This window comes from Acinetobacter sp. NyZ410 (assembly GCF_022828975.1).
Classification (GTDB): Bacteria; Pseudomonadota; Gammaproteobacteria; order Pseudomonadales; family Moraxellaceae; genus Acinetobacter; species Acinetobacter guillouiae.
In genome coordinates, this window is sequence record NZ_CP094620.1 from 4,487,830 (window position 1) to 4,506,355 (window position 18,526).

17 protein-coding genes are annotated in these 18,526 nt (G+C 39.9%); 8 read left to right on the forward strand and 9 right to left on the reverse strand.

Annotated elements, in window-relative coordinates:
• Positions 1–66 precede the first annotated feature (66 nt).
• From MTO68_RS21240 to MTO68_RS21270, 7 genes are all read right to left on the reverse strand, one after another.
• Positions 67–771 carry a nitroreductase gene (locus MTO68_RS21240; RefSeq protein WP_244014251.1) on the reverse strand — a complete coding sequence of 235 codons (705 nt, stop codon included), beginning with the start codon at positions 769–771 and terminating at the stop codon, positions 67–69.
• Positions 772–792: 21 nt separating this feature from the next.
• Positions 793–1,983, reverse strand: a complete 1,191-nt coding sequence (locus MTO68_RS21245) for a hypothetical protein (RefSeq protein ID WP_244014253.1) — start codon at positions 1,981–1,983, stop codon at positions 793–795.
• 56 nt (positions 1,984–2,039) lie between these two features.
• On the reverse strand, positions 2,040–3,356 hold the full coding sequence (locus MTO68_RS21250; RefSeq protein ID WP_004816727.1) for an MFS transporter: 1,317 nt from the start codon (positions 3,354–3,356) through the stop codon (positions 2,040–2,042).
• Positions 3,357–3,541: 185 nt separating this feature from the next.
• A complete protein-coding gene (locus MTO68_RS21255) occupies positions 3,542–4,180 on the reverse strand; it encodes an isochorismatase family protein (RefSeq protein ID WP_244014255.1) in 639 nt (212 codons plus the stop codon).
• A gap of 10 nt (positions 4,181–4,190) precedes the next feature.
• Complete coding sequence (locus tag MTO68_RS21260; RefSeq protein WP_279578599.1) at positions 4,191–4,946, reverse strand: Asp/Glu racemase; 756 nt, start codon at positions 4,944–4,946, stop codon at positions 4,191–4,193.
• Positions 4,947–4,958: 12 nt separating this feature from the next.
• Positions 4,959–5,765, reverse strand: a complete 807-nt coding sequence (locus MTO68_RS21265; RefSeq protein WP_244014257.1) for an alpha/beta hydrolase — start codon at positions 5,763–5,765, stop codon at positions 4,959–4,961.
• Positions 5,762–6,904: an FAD-dependent monooxygenase gene (locus MTO68_RS21270; RefSeq protein ID WP_244014258.1), complete on the reverse strand. Its 1,143-nt coding sequence runs from the start codon at positions 6,902–6,904 to the stop codon at positions 5,762–5,764. Before MTO68_RS21270 ends, MTO68_RS21265 begins: the two co-directional genes overlap by 4 nt.
• Positions 6,905–7,132: 228 nt before the next feature.
• On the opposite strand from MTO68_RS21270, the gene MTO68_RS21275 reads away from it, so the two are divergent.
• Both MTO68_RS21275 and MTO68_RS21280 read left to right on the forward strand, forming a co-directional pair.
• Positions 7,133–8,170, forward strand: a complete 1,038-nt coding sequence (locus MTO68_RS21275) for a 2,5-dihydroxypyridine 5,6-dioxygenase (RefSeq protein ID WP_244014260.1) — start codon at positions 7,133–7,135, stop codon at positions 8,168–8,170.
• A gap of 183 nt (positions 8,171–8,353) precedes the next feature.
• Positions 8,354–8,788 (forward strand): MarR family winged helix-turn-helix transcriptional regulator, encoded by a 435-nt coding sequence (locus MTO68_RS21280; RefSeq protein ID WP_004725483.1) that lies wholly within the window; start codon positions 8,354–8,356, stop codon positions 8,786–8,788.
• Between the two features lie 56 nt (positions 8,789–8,844).
• Here MTO68_RS21280 and MTO68_RS21285 read toward each other — a convergent pair whose 3' ends face one another.
• Both MTO68_RS21285 and MTO68_RS21290 read right to left on the reverse strand, forming a co-directional pair.
• The gene (locus MTO68_RS21285; protein WP_004816712.1) at positions 8,845–9,723 is read right to left on the reverse strand and encodes a hypothetical protein; all 879 of its coding nucleotides are present in this window, start codon (positions 9,721–9,723) and stop codon (positions 8,845–8,847) included.
• Positions 9,724–9,745: 22 nt separating this feature from the next.
• Positions 9,746–11,164, reverse strand: a complete 1,419-nt coding sequence (locus MTO68_RS21290) for a phosphate--AMP phosphotransferase (RefSeq protein WP_244014262.1) — start codon at positions 11,162–11,164, stop codon at positions 9,746–9,748.
• 199 nt (positions 11,165–11,363) lie between these two features.
• On the opposite strand from MTO68_RS21290, the gene MTO68_RS21295 reads away from it, so the two are divergent.
• The 6 genes from MTO68_RS21295 to MTO68_RS21320 all read left to right on the forward strand — a co-directional run bounded on the left by MTO68_RS21295 (position 11,364) and on the right by MTO68_RS21320 (position 18,489).
• Complete coding sequence (locus tag MTO68_RS21295) at positions 11,364–12,071, forward strand: hypothetical protein (protein WP_244014264.1); 708 nt, start codon at positions 11,364–11,366, stop codon at positions 12,069–12,071.
• 152 nt (positions 12,072–12,223) lie between these two features.
• The gene (ubiE, locus tag MTO68_RS21300) at positions 12,224–13,168 is read left to right on the forward strand and encodes a bifunctional demethylmenaquinone methyltransferase/2-methoxy-6-polyprenyl-1,4-benzoquinol methylase UbiE (protein WP_004725476.1); all 945 of its coding nucleotides are present in this window, start codon (positions 12,224–12,226) and stop codon (positions 13,166–13,168) included.
• A gap of 32 nt (positions 13,169–13,200) precedes the next feature.
• Positions 13,201–13,872 carry a hypothetical protein gene (locus tag MTO68_RS21305; RefSeq protein ID WP_004725474.1) on the forward strand — a complete coding sequence of 224 codons (672 nt, stop codon included), beginning with the start codon at positions 13,201–13,203 and terminating at the stop codon, positions 13,870–13,872.
• Positions 13,873–13,875: 3 nt separating this feature from the next.
• Positions 13,876–15,495 (forward strand): AarF/UbiB family protein, encoded by a 1,620-nt coding sequence (locus MTO68_RS21310; RefSeq protein ID WP_239044775.1) that lies wholly within the window; start codon positions 13,876–13,878, stop codon positions 15,493–15,495.
• A 128-nt stretch (positions 15,496–15,623) separates the two neighbouring features.
• Positions 15,624–16,706 (forward strand): patatin-like phospholipase family protein, encoded by a 1,083-nt coding sequence (locus MTO68_RS21315; protein ID WP_244014266.1) that lies wholly within the window; start codon positions 15,624–15,626, stop codon positions 16,704–16,706.
• Positions 16,707–17,199: 493 nt separating this feature from the next.
• Entirely contained in the window at positions 17,200–18,489 is a 1,290-nt protein-coding gene (locus tag MTO68_RS21320; protein ID WP_244014268.1) for an NAD(P)/FAD-dependent oxidoreductase, read from the forward strand.
• Positions 18,490–18,526: the final 37 nt, after the last annotated feature.

Here is an 18,526-nt window from a genome sequence, read left to right on the forward strand (position 1 = left end):
GCTATACTTTAAGATCGATATTTAGTAAAACAAAGAGATATCATCTGATATCTCTTTGTTTTTTGTTCATTGTAAAAATACAGCAAATTCTTCAAGACTGAGTCGTGAGGGATGAAAAGAATTAATTTTTTCATTCATATCGGCATAGCCTAAAGACATGCCACAAACCAATTGTTCATCATCTGTAGCACCTAAAATTGGCATGATAATCTTGTGATAATCATTCCATGATGCTTGGGGACAGGTGTCTAAGCCCTGCGCTTTTGCAAGCAACATAATATTTTGCATCAACATGGCGATCGCCATTTTTGCGCCCGCTTCTAATTGACGATGCGTGGTAAAAAATAAACCAACAGGCGCATCAAAAAACTTAAAATTTCGAAGCTGTTGCTGATGCATTTCCTGCCGTTGCTGTTTGCTAATCCCCAGTACAGCATACACCCCCCAACCATTCTCCCGTCTACGGCTAATATACGGTTCAAACCATTGCTCAGGATAATAAAGATAAGGGGCAGTAAATTCACTTCTTGAACTTTGACCAGAATAAATGGAATCCGCCGCTGCAATCACTTGTTGACTAATCCTCAATTTGCTATTGCCCTGAACCACATAGACTTTCCACGGTTGCGTATTGGTTCCAGAGGGTGCATAACTGGCTTTTCGCAGCAGATCCTGAATGATCTCAGGATCTACAGCCTGATCTGTAAATGCACGTACAGAATGTCGATTTAAAATCACTGCTTCAACCAGATTATTGACTGTCAATTCCATTTATTCCCTCATAGGTCAAGACTAAAAGTTATATCCAACGTTGATATTCCACCTAAATTTCCAGTCATTGCTATAGTCTGAATTCGTCGAGGTATAGCCAGTTGCGTTTTTAGCCCCACCCAACACATTGACATTCTTCCCGACACTTCCATCTACCCAAATTAAGAAAGGCATTGCATTAAACTGCACTCCAAAGGTGTCCATTTGCGAGCGATCCCAACCGGCTTTGTCTTTCCATAACACACTATAATCATTATAGAATTTTACAGTTTTTAAATTCGGAAAATACTTGGTTTGCACAGGTTGGGTATAACCGATATTAAAAGAACCAATCGTCCCTTCAGCTGCGACAAAATAAGCAGGTGTTATACCATTCGCTTGCATTAAAATTTGATCATTATTTAAACCCTCTGGGTTTTTTGCATCATATTTATAGCGAATCGCTGAAGTTTGCACATTCCATTTTTCGTAATTGTTTAAGCCATGCACTCCAAATGCATAATAATCGCCATTTTTATCCGTCGCTTTATTACGCAATTGTGAATATGCCCCACTGACACCAAACTCCTGTTTACCAAATTCCAAATCCATTTTATGGGCATAACGTAGATTGAGCTGATTTCTTTTTTCATTGAGATATTGCTGTTGGTGAGGCAGCACATTATCCAATTTATCCGCCGAACCTGACTCTGGCGAATAACGAATATTGCCTGGACTCATGATTGGCATATACGCCACGGTAAAATCATGTGTTGGCGAGGTATTTTTCCAACTCAATCCCGGCGCTACGCTGTCGGCAAATCCCAAGAAAAATGGGATCGGGAAAGTCCAGGCATGCTCTGGGAATGGATAAATCCCAAAAGGCTTATAAATAATTCCGGCCTGAAAATCATTATTGTCATCAGGCTTATAGCCGACAAAACCATGTTCAACAGAACGTTTATGATCACTTTGGAAGGCATAACTTACATCCAAATAAAATTGATCATATTTTCCCTTAATATTTAAACGGGCATTATCAAACAAAAACTTGCCATTATTGGGGCTTTCCCATCGCTCATCGCGATAATTGGTTCGGACAAAACCGCCTAATTTCAATTGTTTTAAACCATCTTCAGTTTCCCATTGGAACGGTGAAGGTTGTGCATTGGCATAGGCTTGAAATGAGATCAAACTCGATACAATTAATCCTAAATATTTAATTTTTAACATGAGAACCTCCTCAGCAATTTGTTCTCCCGAACGCATTGCCATTCAATTTTTTTAATTTATTTGTTTACTAATGTTTTAGGCAAAGACAGCACAATGAAGCAACTCAACAATAAACATGCTGAGAACACGATGAGTGCACCTTCTGGTTTACCGGTAATCTGAATGGCATAACCCACCAAAGTGTTACTGACTAAGCCGGCAATGTTGGCAATAGAACATGCCAATGCAAACCCTGTCGCCGCCGCAGTTCCTGATAAAAAAGTTGCAGGAAGACTAAAAAACACGGGGATGGTGCCTGTGGTCGCAATCGCAGCAATCGAGAACAAAATCAAGGTCATGACAATATTGCTACTAAACATTGTGGTTAAAAACAGTGCGACTGCACCAAAAATAAATGGTACGACCATATGCCAACGACGCTCTCTATATTTATCTGAGCTCCGCCCAATGACCAACATTGCAATCAAACCAACAATACTTGGAATGGCAACCAGTAATCCGATATTTAATAAGTTGGCAACGCCTGTGGTTTTAATAAATGTCGGCAACCAAAAGCCCATAGAATAGGTACACAGCAACATCGAAAAATTAATTGCACCGAGTTTCAGGATATTGGTATTGAAAAATCCATCTTTAAAACTATGCTTTTGTTTGGCAGAGTCATTGCCTTCTAAATCTTTATTGAGATTTTTTTCAATGATTGATTTTTCAGCATCATTGAGCCATTTGGCTTTGGAAAAGTGATTCGGTAACATTTTAAATGTCAAAATACCCAAGATCACGCTTGGAAGTGCCTCTAAAAAGAACAACCATTGCCAACCTGCCCAGCCATAAACTTGATCAAAGGTGGTCATGATCCAACCTGATAGCGGACTACCAATAATCACCGCCAAAGGTAAACCGATCATAAATAAGGCAATGATCTTAGCGCGATAATATGTTGGGAACCATGTGGTTAAATAATACAAAACCCCGGGTAAAAAGCCTGCTTCCGCAGCACCGAGCAGAAACCGTAGCGCATAAAACTGCATCGGTGTGGTCACAAACATGGTTAAACCAGACAAAATCCCCCATGTAATCATAATCCGCGCAATCCAAATTTTTGCACCAACCTTTTCCAGAACCAAGTTACTGGGTACTTCAAAAATAATATAGCCAACAAAGAAAAGTCCTGCGCCTAACCCAAACGCAGCCTCACTCAAGTTCACATCATTTAACATGTGTAATTTGGCAATCCCGACATTAATTCGGTCTAAATAGGCTGCGATATAACAGAAACACAGGAATGGAATCAGTTTCCAAATCACTTTTTTATAAACCTGAACCTCTTGTTCAGGGTAAATTTCTTGTGGTTTTACAACACTGGTAGACATATCTAACTCCTTTAGATCACAAACCAAGTGAGTTGTTTTTCTTGTAATACTTAGAACAAAATGAACAAAACTTTTATGTCACTGATGATCTGCACATTCTCTTTTGTTTTAATGCATCACCAAAAACCATTCTATCCTTGGTTTTTTATTACCTTAACGTCCATAATTTTTAGCTGTATCAATCATCATTTTTTGTTTTGAGTGAAATAATTCAAGACCTCTTGTTTTGATACAACATCTCCATACTTACTATCGATATCAAACAGATTGGCTTCATGGGGTTCACGATGACGATCCCCAACACAGTCACGGATCACAATGGTTCTAAATCCATGTTGCACAGCATCCACGGCTGTTGCGCGAACACACCCACTGGTCGAACAACCCACAATAATCACGGTATCTATCGCCTCAGCGTTTAAAACCGATGACAAACTTGTAGCAAAAAAAGCACTTGCATAATTTTTAGTGATCACCAATTCAGTGTCGAGCGGTTGAACTTGTGGGCAAAATTGAGTGGCTGGATTATCCATCGTCATCGCTGCCATTACGGGTGATTTTTTTACCCACATTCCCCCGTCAATTTGGTTTTTAGCGTGATAAAGAATATTGGTGTGAATTACTAAAATATTCTGTTCACGTGCCAGTGTTAAAACTGCTTCGGTTTCTTGAACTGCAGTAATCACATCAGGCGCATATAAAGGCTCAGATGCCGTAATATAAGACTGGATAAAATCGACCAACAGCAGCACGGGTTTCTTGCCAAAACCAATTCGATTTCCCCACACGCCTTGGTAATTATCATTTAGGGATTGTTGATTCATTTCACACTCCTTATGCATATGCGCCAGAGAGCAATGCACCAGCACCCGGTACAATTGGCTCTAAATCCATTGCTTTAAGCATCTGATAGGTTGTTGCAATTGCTGCTGAAATCACGGGCTTACCCGTAAGTGCCTCAACTTTAGCGACTACAGGAAGCGACTGCATTTGTACACATGCTGAAAGCACAATCACATCTGCATCTTGGTAATTCAGCTTCTGCACAATGTTGGGCAAATCAGCAGGGTCATGTTGCGCAACAGCAATGTTGTCAGCGATTTCTAAGGCCACATAATCGAGAATTTCAAAACCCTCTTCAGCAATGTAATTCACCACCAATTCGGTTAAGGGTTTCATATAGGGCGTAACAACAACAATTTTTTTCGCTTTCATCAGCTTCAAACAGTCAACCAAAGACCCCGCACTGGTGACGACAGGTGCTGCAGCAGCATTATCAACCGTGACTTGATGGAGACGTTTTTCTGACTCACGGTGATAACCGATGCCCATGGACATAATCGCAACCAGACAGGCATATCCCAATACATCAACTTGGGCGTCTGAAAGTTCTAAAGCACAACGGTCAGACTGTGCATCCATTGCCGCAAGCTCTTCTTTTTTGACATGTTTCATCCGCATACGGCTAGAGTGGAAGGTAAATGTTTCAGGACGAATCAGTTGACGTGCTTTCAACATCGCTGGAATTTCAGTTTCCATCGTGGTATTGGAACTGGGTACGATTTGACCAATTTTATAAATTCGTTGCATGAGCATTCCTCCTTAAATAAGCCTCTGTCCTAAAAAATCTGAAAAGCCGGCTAAGAAACCATTTAAGTCATCCCAAGGAATCATATGCCCTGCATTTTCCACACGGCTCACCAAAATCCGTGAATTAAGCAATTGGATTTCTGCAATATCGCCTGCCGAGATCACATCGCCTTTACCAGCCACCATTAATAAAGTTGGTACTTTGATTTTTGAGATATATTGATGAATATCAACATGATGAAAATCATGAAAAGACTTGATAACGGCTGGTAAATAACAACTATGTAGCCACTCTGCGCGCAATTGTCTTTGCGCTAAAGTCCAAGATGGGCAATATTGCTTCATGTCTTCTGCATTCATCCCCTGAATAGATTGCTGAATAGAGTCGACATACCAAGATAATTGGCTCGGGTAAGCACGCCGTCCTGGACCTGAGACAGGAGGATCAATCAAGACTATTTTTTTCAAACCTTTGGGCTCAAACGCAGCACAACGAATTGCAAAACGCGCGCCCATCGAGTGCCCAACCAAATAATAAGATTCCAAGTCCAATTTTTTAACAAAATCTAGAATATCTTGCGCACAGGTATCGGTGTCATATTGCAGATACTCCCCCGAAGAAGACAGCCCTCGGCCTCGAATATCCAAAACATAGACATCAAAAAATTGTGCTAATTTTTCCGCTACAAATCCCCAAGTAATGGCAGGACTGGTAATCCCGGGGATCAACACCAAAGCATGCCCTCTCCCACCATAACGAAGATAATGTAAGCGGACTTGATTGATCGCTATATTAGACCCATACAGGAATTGACTCATACGGCCTCCTCCTCATTTAATGCATGTGCATATACATCATATCCATACACCCAAGCTGGATCTTCTTGGCTTTTTAAGAAGGTATTGGCATTGGAAACTTCTTGCACTCGACTGGCACGTTGTTTACGATTTTGTTCATATAATTTGAATGCCTCCTGATAGTGGTCCAACCCTGTTTGCAGCAAACAGCGCGTGAGCATTGCGGCATCTTCAATCGCCATACCTGCGCCTTGTGCCATATGCGGTTTCATGGGATGGCAAGCATCACCAAGCAACACCATCCGGCCATTGCTCCATATCGGTAACGGATTACGATTGTTTAATGGCCACTTGGTAATATCTTCACTGGCTTCAATCATGGCTTGTATGGTTGGATGAAAATCTTTAAATGTTTCAAATAGTTCTTGTTTTGAACAAGGCACAAAACTTTGCCCTTGGAAATCCCATGCTGGATGAGGCACACCTGTAACAAAGTAGTACTCATCACGTTCTTTGGTGGTGTAATAGGCCATCATATGGCGATCCTCATACCACCATTTGACACAATCGTCTAAATCAAATTGCTGTTTTAATTTCTCTAATTGTTCTCCTTTAATCATGGCACGGTGCGCAACCCAACCACTGTATAAAGGGGCTTCTGGTCCAAGAATGATTTCTCGAATTTTTGAGTTAATCCCATCAGCACCAATCACAATATCAACATCACTTACTGTGCCATCCTCAAAGCTTAGCGTTACTCCATCTAGTTTTTGAGTAATAGCACTTAAGCGCTTGGCAAAATGTAATTTGTCTTGCTGCAATGCTTCGATTTGTCGGGCATGCATATCACCACGATGGATCGTGATATAGGTTGCTCCATATCCAGTCAAACCAACATTGGACATATAGTCTGCAGTATTTCCATCACGGCTGACCCAATGCGTTGGATGACATCCCATGTCTTCCAAGTCTTGCTCTAAGCCCATTTCTCGAAAGATTTTCATAATGTTTGGACCAATATGAATACCAGCACCTAAACGAGAAAATTCTGCTGCTTGTTCATAGACATCAACATCAAAACCCGCTCTCTGTAGTAACAGCCCCATTGAAGCGCCACCAAGACCTGCACCAATCACTGCAATTTTTTTTGCTTTATTCATTGTTTACTCCATCAAACAAATTTTTCTTTTAATAGATATACCCCACGATAATATTAAAGTCTATACACTTTAAATTTACAAACAAATCCCAACCTATAAAATCAATTAAATATTTGTTTATTATTAATAATTATTTTAATTACAATGATGTAATAAATGTACAATTCACTTTATCAAAGTGTATACTCTTTAAAAATACAAAAACAGCGATGAAAAAGGAGCACCATCATGCCTGTAAATAGCACTGAACTGACCCAAATGTTTGAGCATGTTTTAACCTTATCCAAAATCGATGAAACACAAAGTGTGGCGATTTTAAAAAGTCATTATTCACATCAACAAACCGTTCAAGCCGCACTTGATGCAGCATGTCGGTTAAAAGCCAAAGTATTTATTTTAGAATTACCTTCATTTAATCATCCCCAAGCCATGGGGAACGATATGACCGCTTATTGTGGTGATACTGCGTTAACGGGTAATTTTGCTGCGCAACAAGCACTTGAATCTGTCGACCTCATCATTGACACCATGATGTTGCTGCACTCACCAGAACAAGAACAGATTTTAAAAACAGGAACACGAATTTTACTGGCCGTGGAACCCCCAGAAATTCTCGCTCGTATGCTGCCCACACAAGAAGACAAACATCGGATTCAAACTGCGGAAAAATACTTAAAGAAAGCGAAAAGTATGCATGTGAACTCAAAGGCAGGCACAGATTTTTATGCTCCGCTTGGGCAATACCCTGCTGTAACTGAATATGGCTTTGCTGACGAAGTTGGGCGCTGGGATCACTGGCCGAGTGGTTTCTTATTCACTTGGCCCAATGAAAATATGGCAGAAGGCATCTTGGTTGTAGATATTGGTGATATTTTATTACCCTTTAAAACCTATGCCCGTGAAAGAGTCACTTTAGAAATCGAAAAGGGGGTAATTACTCAAATTCATGGTGGATTTGAAGCAGAATATCTTCGTGATTATATGAAATATTTTAATGATCCAGAGGTGTATGGAATTTCACACATTGGTTGGGGCTTACAACCTCGAGCACAATGGACAGCGATGGGTTTGCATGATAAAAATGATGGAATGTGTATGGATGCACGTGCTTTTAATGGTAACTTTTTATTTTCAACGGGACCCAACACAGAAGTAGGTGGTAGCCGTAAGACACCATGTCATATGGATATTCCACTTCGTAACTGTACAGTGAAACTCGATGATTTAGTGGTTGTTGATCAAGGCGTTCCTATAGCGCTCAGCTAACGCGAAGAAACTAACTATTAAAATCAAATGTTTAATACATCCAAGCAAAGCATAACGACCAAGTAGCATTATGGTCGTTATTTTTATGCAATCCTTTTATACTAGCCCTGTTAAAGTTTTAAAAAAATATCAATATTTTAAATCTTCGGGTCTAATTTTCCTCACATGATAAAGAAGTCAAACATGAATGATGAATATGTAATTGAAGAACAAGTGGGATATTTACTTAGACGGACTTACTTTCATCATTTAACGATTTTTCAACAAAGTTTGGATGAAACTCGCCTCACTTCGGTTCAGTTCGCTGTACTTTATGCCATCAATAAATTAAAAGAATGTTCACAAAAAGAACTGGTTGAGGAAACTGGTATCGACCAAGCAACCATTCGTGGCATTATCCAGCGATTAAAAGACAAGCTTTTTATTTCACAAGATCCTGATCAACATGACAAACGCAAGGTGTTGATTCATATTACACCATCGGGTATTCAAGAGCTTTCGCAAGCAATTCCGATTGCTGCAAGCATTAGTGATTTAACCCTCGCTGCATTAAATCCCGCCGAAAAAATTGCTTTAAAATTTTTACTTAAAAAAATTCTGGGGCATCCATTAGATTAGGAGATTTTAAGCAATAGGCTTTCTCCATTAACAAAACATTATTTAAAAATAACCCTTTAAATTACAAATCGGTTTTTGATCCATGCCTCGACTTTTTTACGTTGAATCCCTTTCGTTACAGATAGATATGCAAACTTTTCGAAATTGAATTGTATATTTAAAAATTGCTCTATATGCGTCAAAAACAGGTTTAAATTCAACAAATCCACTGATGGAAATTTCATCTGATCGATATCAATTGTAAATGTACCGCTTTGTTTTAAAATGATCCTTTTTCTCTTTAAAGAAAAATCATTCATTATCTCGACCCTATAAGTATCATTCAATGCTTCAGGCGAATTTAATCTAATTTCTAATATATAACGACGGTTCTTTTCTTCATCAGTAAGTTCTCTTGGTGTCAACCATTCACCATCGGTTGTTAAAATAAATGAAATTGACCAATTGAATAGATCAACTGGATGAATATCTAATCGCTTCAATAATTGATAAGCAGGCAACTCGGGCAAGCGTTGATCATAATACTGTCGAATTTGCTCAACAGAAGGATGAGGCGCCTCCAAGAAATTAAAAATTTCAAAAAGATTTGCTAAATACGCAGGCTGATGACGGATATTTTCTAAAATAAAATCATCAAAATATTGAATGACTTCAGGATTTTTAGAGAAACTCAATACAGCCCAGACGGCTCTTAAACTTCCGATATCATGATTGCTTAAATCATAAAGTTCATTGCTCAGTTGATATTTAGCTAAACAATTGAGTAAAAACTTATCTACTTCACTGGTAGAAAGTAGGTGTAATTTATGAACATTTTTACCATCAGGTAAATATGAATCATTGTCTAGTTTTCGAATCAACTGCTGAACTAACTTTTCACTCGGCTGAGTTAAGTGCTGTTTATGATCGAGCAAAATCTTGTGTAATGTTCTCATAGGAACCAACGCCTGATCATGTCTAATCCGCTTTTAACTGCTTTAAAATCGTTTTAAGGATTTGAATACGAGCCGTGTACTTATCATTGGTCGCAACCACATGCCACGGTGCATACTCAGTATCGGTTCGTTCAAACATATCCGCAGCCGCATTTAAATAATCGTCCCAATGTCCACGATTTCGCCAGTCATCAGGGGTAATTTTAAAGCGTTTATGCGGTGTTTGTTCACGTGCTTTAAAACGTGCTTCTTGTTCATCTTTGCTGATTGCCAACCAGAATTTAACTAACACGGTTTGATTATCCGTTAAATCTTTTTCAAAGCGATTAATTTCATCATAGGCACGTTGCCATTCCGCAGGCTTGGCAAAGCCTTCAATACGTTCAACCAATACTCGACCATACCAAGTACGATCAAAAATGCTAATCTTTTCCTCGGGTTGAATCTTGGTCCAAAACCGCCATAAATAGGGTCGACGCAATTCATACTGTTCTGGTGCAGCAATGGTATAAATCTCGTATTCACGTGGATCAAGATTTTTCACAATCCGCTTGATTGCCCCACCTTTACCTGCTGCATCCATGCCTTCAAAGGTTATGATGACATTGCGTGAATCATTGCGTAGCGCTTCCGATACTTTTTTGGTTAATTTCTTTAATTCAGCTTTATATTGATCTTTATCCAGTTCTTCTGTAGCAGGTTGCAATAACGACTCAGGTACAGTCGCCTGTTTCCACTTGGTTCTCACTGCTGCTTTATGTCGAGGCAACTGCTTTAATGCTTGCAAAATATACTGAGCAAATTGTTGATCTCGTGCAACACAATCTTCGCAATCAATCACATACCAATCATCAGTAAAACGTTGACGTAATTTTTGCACAATGTCGTATTGTTTTTTATTCCGCCAATCCAAACCCATTAACTTATGCCAACGCTGTTCAGACGCATCCATTGAATCTAAACGCTTTTGTAAGCTTTTCCACGGTAGATCAAACCAGATTTTAATCACATCAACATGATTATTTTTTAGATCTTGTTCATAAGCACGCATATTTTCAATATAGGTATCGAACAAGGTTTCATCTAAAGGTTTAGAAACATGCATCGCTGTTGACAATAAGTCACTGTACCAATTGCCAAAAAACAGCTGGATTTGCCCTTCTGATGGGATATGTCGTGCATAAGGCTGCCAAAAACTTTGTTTACTGCTAAATAAACTGGCTGGATCTGCTTTAACCCGTAAGTAACGAGGATCAACCCATTCACGTAATTGTTTAACCGCTTCCCCTTTCCCCGCAAGCTCAATACCACTGACTAAAATGACCAAGCTTTTGGCATTATTTTTATCTTTAGAATTCTTTAAGGCATATTGTGCCTCAATCAGATCAACGGATAACTCTTCTTCATCACGCAACGCAAACGCTAATTGTTCTTCAATCATCTGCTTCTCTATGGTCTGAAACTTCAATTGAGTATACCCATTCCCTAAAACAGAGTTATATTATTTTCTGTATAAAATCTTTGATATTGGCTATTTAAAAATCCACTGACCATATTTCTCTATTGTTTTTTAACTTTTGTCATAGTGATACGTGCCAACTGCCTTTATGCTGTTGCTAAACGAAATCTAGAGTTTTTATATGTCAAAACTTGCTGCACTTGATCAGCTTTTAGAACAATATCAACAATTGAGTTATCACACTGACCCAATTCTAGAAAAACGCCTGCATGAAGCGCAGGACTGGTTAAAAATGCGTATTGAAAACACTCATCATGCGCTGTTTAATCAAAAAGAAAATCAATTGATGGCAAAATATTTTATCAACCGCTTATATGGTGGGCCTGAATTTGATGATTTGGCGATACAGATTGAACGTTTATTAAAATATGCACACAAAGCAGAAAAAATTCTCCCTGAAAATGCCATTAAGACCGGTTTAAAATCTGTTGGATTGGCGGTACTTGCTATGCAACTTGATGAGCAAGTCGCGGCACAATTACTTAAGGATTACCCTGTTGACCAAGTGATTGATGATGAAATGATGCGACTGACCTTACTGAAATTAGATCAAGCAGAAGCCCGTCAACAACAGCTGGGTTTATTGGATGATTTGGGTGGTGCACTAGACAAATACATGCGTTCATTCATTATGCATACTGCATTTAAAATGTGTAAAGGCACTGCAATCAAATATAAATTTGAATTGATGTATGACTTTATTGGCGAAGGTTTTATTGCGATGAAACCGATGAAATCCGCAGCTGATTTTATCCATGCATTTACCCTAAAAGAACGTGATATTGTCGAAAAAGTGCATGCTGGAGATCCCAATCCATTTCAGGATTAATTTAATTTTTGGCTGTATCAAACCGATCTCTAAGATCGGTTTTTGTATATTATTCATAACAATTTCATGATGAGGACTGCAAAATTATGCAGAATCTGTCATTATGCAGAGCAATATAAAATTTCCCATTTTTGTGTTCAGGAGTGACTCAAATGTCGAATGAAAACCAAAAGCCTACAGCCCCTGCTGAAACGGCAACGAATACAGACAAAGTGAGTCCATTTCTAACAGAACCATTACCGCAAGGTACTCCACAAGGCCAACAACAGTCCTTGCAGCAACAACTGGTAGATACGCCAGTTTCTGGGACTGTGCCAAAATACAACCTCCCCCGTGGTGCTAATACAGGTAATGTTGGCGCAACTACGCATTTCGGCTACAAAACTGTTAATAGTGAAGAAAAAGCGCAAAAAGTCGCTGAAGTCTTCCATTCTGTCGCAAGTAAATACGACATTATGAATGATTTAATGTCATTCGGTATTCACCGCCTCTGGAAGCGATTTGCGATCAATATGTCAGGTGTCCGTCGTGGTCAGCATGTGCTTGATATTGCAGGCGGTACAGGTGACTTAGCCAAAGTTTTCAGCCGTGAAGTTGGTCCAACAGGTCATGTGGTTTTATCCGATATTAATGAGTCCATGTTGAATGTTGGTCGTGATCGTTTGATTGATGCTGGCTGTACCAATGTTGATTTTGTTTTGGCCAATGCCGAAACCTTAGAGCCATTTGCAGACAATAGTTTTGACTTGCTCACCATCAGCTTTGGTCTACGTAATGTGACTGATAAAGATGCGGCACTCCAAGCGATGTATCGTGTATTAAAGCCAGGTGGTCGTTTATTAATACTTGAGTTCTCAAAACCAGTATTTGAACCATTTTCAAAGCTATATGACTTCTATTCTTTCACGGCTTTACCATTTATGGGCAAAGTTGTTGCCAATGATGCAGAAAGTTATAAGTATTTGGCCGAATCTATTCGTATGCATCCAGACCAACGCACCTTAAAAGGTATGATGGAAAATGCCGGTTTCCAAAACTGTGATTACCACAATTTAACCGGTGGTATTGTGGCGGTACACCGTGGCTTTAAACTGTAATTTCCCCAAGATATAACAAGCAAGGTTGAATTATGTGGTCAATTCTGGCACTCGGTGCAGTTGAACGATTAATCAATCAGTTTATTAATTTGGATGCAATTACCCGCATCCAATTTAATCAGTTACAAGGCAAACTGTTACGTGTCGTGATGGATACGCCTCAGCTTTCTGTCGATGTTTACTTTGATCAAAATAAAATCCGTCTTGAACCGACTGTGACTGGTAAAAGCGAAACACCTTCAATTTTTGAACAACGTCCTTTTGACAAAAATGTTGCGATTGCAGAAGCCACAGCAACATTACATGTAAAGAATGTTGTTGAATTGGCTAAATTATTTGTTGCGGATGATATTGGCAATATTCCTCTACAAGGTGATTATCACCTGTTACAGGATATTCAAAATATTATCCAACAGCTTGAGCCTGATTTGGCAGCCCAGCTTAGCCCGTGGATTGGTCCTGCACTCGCGCATGAAATTGGCAAAATCCAACTGGCGCCAAAGCATCTCAAACGCTCACTGCAAAGTCATTTATTTTTTGTAGAAGACTTTTTAAAAGAAGATACGGGTGTATTGGCTCCGCGTTGGCAAATGGATGATCTGCAACAAGATACCCGTCAACTGAACCAAAATATTGACCGACTTGAAGCAAAAATTCAGCAACTTCAATCTCACTTTACTCAAAATCAAGATCAGGTAATTTAATATATGATTCCGCATATTGCCCGTTTATTCGAACTTTGGCGCATCGCCGCGCACTATAGACTCGACACACTGGTCCCTGCGGAAGAATTACCTGAAAAAGCTCGGCATGCTTTAGCTTTAATTCGCTTACACCCTGCGGCATGGTCAAGCAAAGAACGTAAAAACCCACTCAAGCTTAAAGAAGCATTAGAAGAAATGGGACCTTTAGCAATTAAGCTGGGGCAATTACTTTCCACGCGTCGTGATTTAATTCCACCTGAAATTTTACAGCAATTGGTTTTATTACAAGATCGGGTTAAACCCTTCGAGGTCAATATTGCAAAAGCGCGTATTGAACAATCGCTGAAAGCCAATATTTCTACAATTTTTGCCCGTTTTGATGAACAACCTTTGGCTGCTGCATCTATTGCACAAGTCCATACTGCTGCGCTCCATGATGGTCGTGAAGTGGTGGTGAAAGTCACTCGTCCAGATATTCGCAGTCAGATTCTACAGGATTTTGAAATTCTGCAATGGCTAGGAGCAAGCTTAGAAAAACGGCTTGAAGCAGCTCGTGCAGTGCATTTGTCTGAAATCATCCAGAATTATCGTCAAGTGATCTTAAATGAACTGGATCTTACACTAGAAGCAGACAATACCCGTCGTATGCGTCATTACTTCACGGGTTCAAGCATGATGTATGTGCCTGAAGTCTATATGGACAGCAAAGATGTTATGGTTGCTGAGCGGATCACAGGCGTTCCCATTTCGGATATTGAAACCTTTGAAAAGCTCGGGATGGATCGTAAAGATCTTGCTGAAAAGGGTTTAACGATTTTCTTTACGCAAGTATTTCGTGACAATTTCTTCCATGCCGACATGCATCCCGGCAACGTATTTGTTGAAACCTTAAATCCAAGCCACCCTCGTTATATTGCCCTTGACTGTGCAATTATGGGTGAGCTATCTAAACAAGATCAGATGACCGTTGCACGTATGTTGCTTGCGGTCATGAACAGCGACTTCTTACAACTGATTCAAATTGTGCATCAGGCAGGCTGGATTCCACCGGGCACTGATCAAGATGCGCTATCCCGTGAAATGCGTCGCACTGTTGGACCAATGGTTTCCAAACCGATGCATGAATTGGACTTTGCGGGTATCTTGATTCAAGTCATGGACATTGCGCGTCGTTTCCATTTAGAAATTCCACCACAATTGATGTTATTACTCAAAACACTGGTGCATGTGGAAGGTTTAGGTACCGATTTATATCCTGAACTCGACATTTGGAAACTGGCAAAACCGATTCTCACCGAATGGGTAAAAGCACAAATGAATCCTCAGAAAAACTTAAAAGAGTTAGGACAGAAAATTCCTGACTTACTTTTAGGCGCACAGGATTTCCCAACCTTGATGGTTGACAGCTTAAATGGTTTAAAAAATCAATCTGCATGGCATGCAAAACAACTGCATGAGTTGCAAATGATGCGTTTAGAAGTGGAACAGCAACAAAAACGTAGCTGGATTTTCGGCAGTATTATGGCGATTTTGCTCTCTATTGCGATCATTGCACCGTGGTATATTTCAATTGTTTTAATTGTCTTGTCCACTGTTTTAGCAGTTTGGCGGATTGCCAAATAAAGTGATTCAGCCTATTCAATGAATAGGCTTTTTGTCTATGACTGCTAAGTCACCGAGTGACAGCTCTCGCCATTGTTCAATCTATCACGCACTCTAAAATAAAAATATTCGTTTGAGTGAGTGAAATCATGACCCAAATTCTACAAAAACGCCCTGCAGCAATCACCTTACGTGCAGGCTCACTCGCCAAACAACACATACAACAAGAAGGCTTATCTGCACATCAAGTCGATATGATTCCCGGCGCAGCTGGCGGCCCCAAAGGCATTGGTTTAATGGGCTTGGATCAGGCGATTTTCGGTGATTTTCTACAGCGTGCCAAACAACGACGTTTTTTAATTGGTTCATCTGTTGGTGCATGGCGCTTTGCTGGAATTTTAGCGCAAGGTGAACAACTCGGTCCTAAGCGTTTGGCGGAGTTATATATCAACTTGCCCTTTCATAAAAAGATGACCATTGCAGAGATTGAGAAAATATCTCGCGAGATGCTGTACAGCATTTTAGACCAACATAGCCAAAAATTGGTCGAACATCCCGAATATCACCTTACGATTATCGCAGCCAAAGCAGAACATTTATTTCAAAGTGATCAAAAGCTTGCACTGTATAGCTCCTTACTCGGTATTATCGGCAGTAATGCAATTTCAAGAAACCACCTGAATAAATTTATGCAACGGGTCATCTGTCAGCCTGCTCAGTTCCCACAATTTAAAATTCAGGATGACGCTTTTAAAACCCATTATTTAAATTTTAATCAGCACAATGTTGCGGATTGGCTGATGGCCTCAGGTTCGATTCCTGCAGTTACACCTGCGGTAAAAAATATTGCCGATGCGCCACAAGGCGCATATCGAGATGGTGGTTTGATTGACTATCACATCGATTTGCCTTTTGAGAGTAAAGGGATTGTTTTATATCCACATTTTACCGACAGTATCATCCCAGGCTGGTTTGACAAAATGTTTAAATCTCGCACAGCCAATCCTGCAAACCAAGCACGGACTTTACTGATCTCGCCTTCTCAAGACTATTTAAAATCTTTACCTTTAGGACGTTTACCAGATCGTAAAGATTTTGTGATGAAAGGTCTGGATGATCAGAAGCGAAAACAATTGTGGAAGCAGTCTGTGGCAGAAAGTCAGCGACTCGGTGATGAATTTTTAGAAATGCTGGAGAAACAAAATTTTGCTGAAGTGATACTAGATTTATAATTATTCTCCCCCATTGATCACCTCATCCAGCGGTGAATAAATATGATTTTCAATAGCTTAAATACATAACAACAGTATTCTCGATGACTTGAGATATCAGCCTGAGACATGAGCCAGTCATGGCTCAAGCTTTAAATCATGTATTTTTATACTGAATTTAATCCGTATCTGGTCTCGCCTATAGGCGTTGATTTTTGGCTAAGATCCATTAGGGTCTGTTGACATTTCATAAATGGTTTGCGTTGTAGGTTAAAATTGAGCATGAGACGTATACGTCGTAAAGCAGGAAACGAAGAGAATAGCGGGACTATTTCCGAGTTTCATAACGTACTGAGATAATTTTAGCCACAACCCTGAGCAAGAACAAAGCACTGCTTTGTTTGCAGCGCAAGGCGCAGCGGGGACTAGTAAAAAAAGAGCTTAATTCAAATTACTGCTTGTTAATTCCCTGCTTTTTGTTAAATTTAAATCATTCAAAGCACTTACTCTAATAATGAATCAAACTAAAACGCCAAAATTTGCCATCGTCGGTGCAGGAACAGCAGGGCTTGCTGCAGCAATTTTACTCGCACAACAAAATATTCAGGTTACTATTTTTGAGAAAGTATCTGAGCTTGAACCTGTCGGTGCTGGCTTATTGCTTCAACCGTCTGGACTTGCAGTTTTTGAGCACTTAGGTGTGCTTGATGATGCGGTTAAACTTGGTGCAATGGTCACAGGCTTAGAGGGACAACTCGCCAATGGCTTTAAACTGGTAGATAGTCATTATGTCCAAGCCCATCCCGATTTTTATGGTTTAGGTATCCATCGAGCAAGCTTATGTCATGTTTTGCAAAATAAATGCCATGAATTTCCTGAACTGATCACTTGGCACATGAATGCCGATATTGAAAAACTTAAAGAATCAGCAGATGAAATCCGAGTTTTGGGTAAGATTAATGGTGAATGTTTTGATGAAGTCTTTGATAGCGTTATTGTTGCCAATGGTGCACGAAGCCAATTAAGACCGATCGAATGGGTTAAAATCGATCAAGCTTACCCTTGGGGCGCGAAATGGACCATTGTGCCTGAATGTTTGCAGCTTGATACTCAAATTTTGCATCAATTTTATGATCGCTCCAAGATCATGATGGGAATCTTACCTACAGGCGCAATTCCCACTCAGCCCAAGCAACGACTTTCCAGCATCTTCTGGAGTCTTCCAACCGATCAGCTTGGAAATTTTTTACCTCATCAACAAGCCCGTGCTGAGTGGTTAAATGCGCTATCCAAACGCTGGAAGCCCGCAGCAGAGTGGTTAGAGCAAGTGATCGCCAATCCTGAAGAAAAGCAACAATGGCTTTCTGCCCATTATCGTGATGTGGTGCTGTCTAAATTTGGTCAAGGACGTATCGGTATCATTGGAGACGCTGCACATGCCATGAGCCCACAACTTGGACAAGGTGCAAATATGGCGCTTTTAGATGCATGGGCTTTGGGACAAGCAGTTCAAGTTGCCCGAAACAATCAAACGATCGATTATGCAAAGCTATGGCAGTGCTATCACCAACATCGTAAAAGCTCATCTGCATTCTATCAATTTTTAAGCCGTTTACTGACGCCCCTTTACCAGTCTGATCTTTGGTGGGCAGGCGGTTTACGAGATCTAAGCTTCTCTTGGATGTACCGTATCCCTTATTTTCGTAAAGAAATGGCAATCACTGTGTCGGGATTAAAATCAGGTATGTTTACCCAAATGAAGTATAAAGATATTGCTCGATCATCCTTGGTAAGAGAAAAATAATGTGCACTCAAGTTACCCATTCTGTAATTTTAAAGTG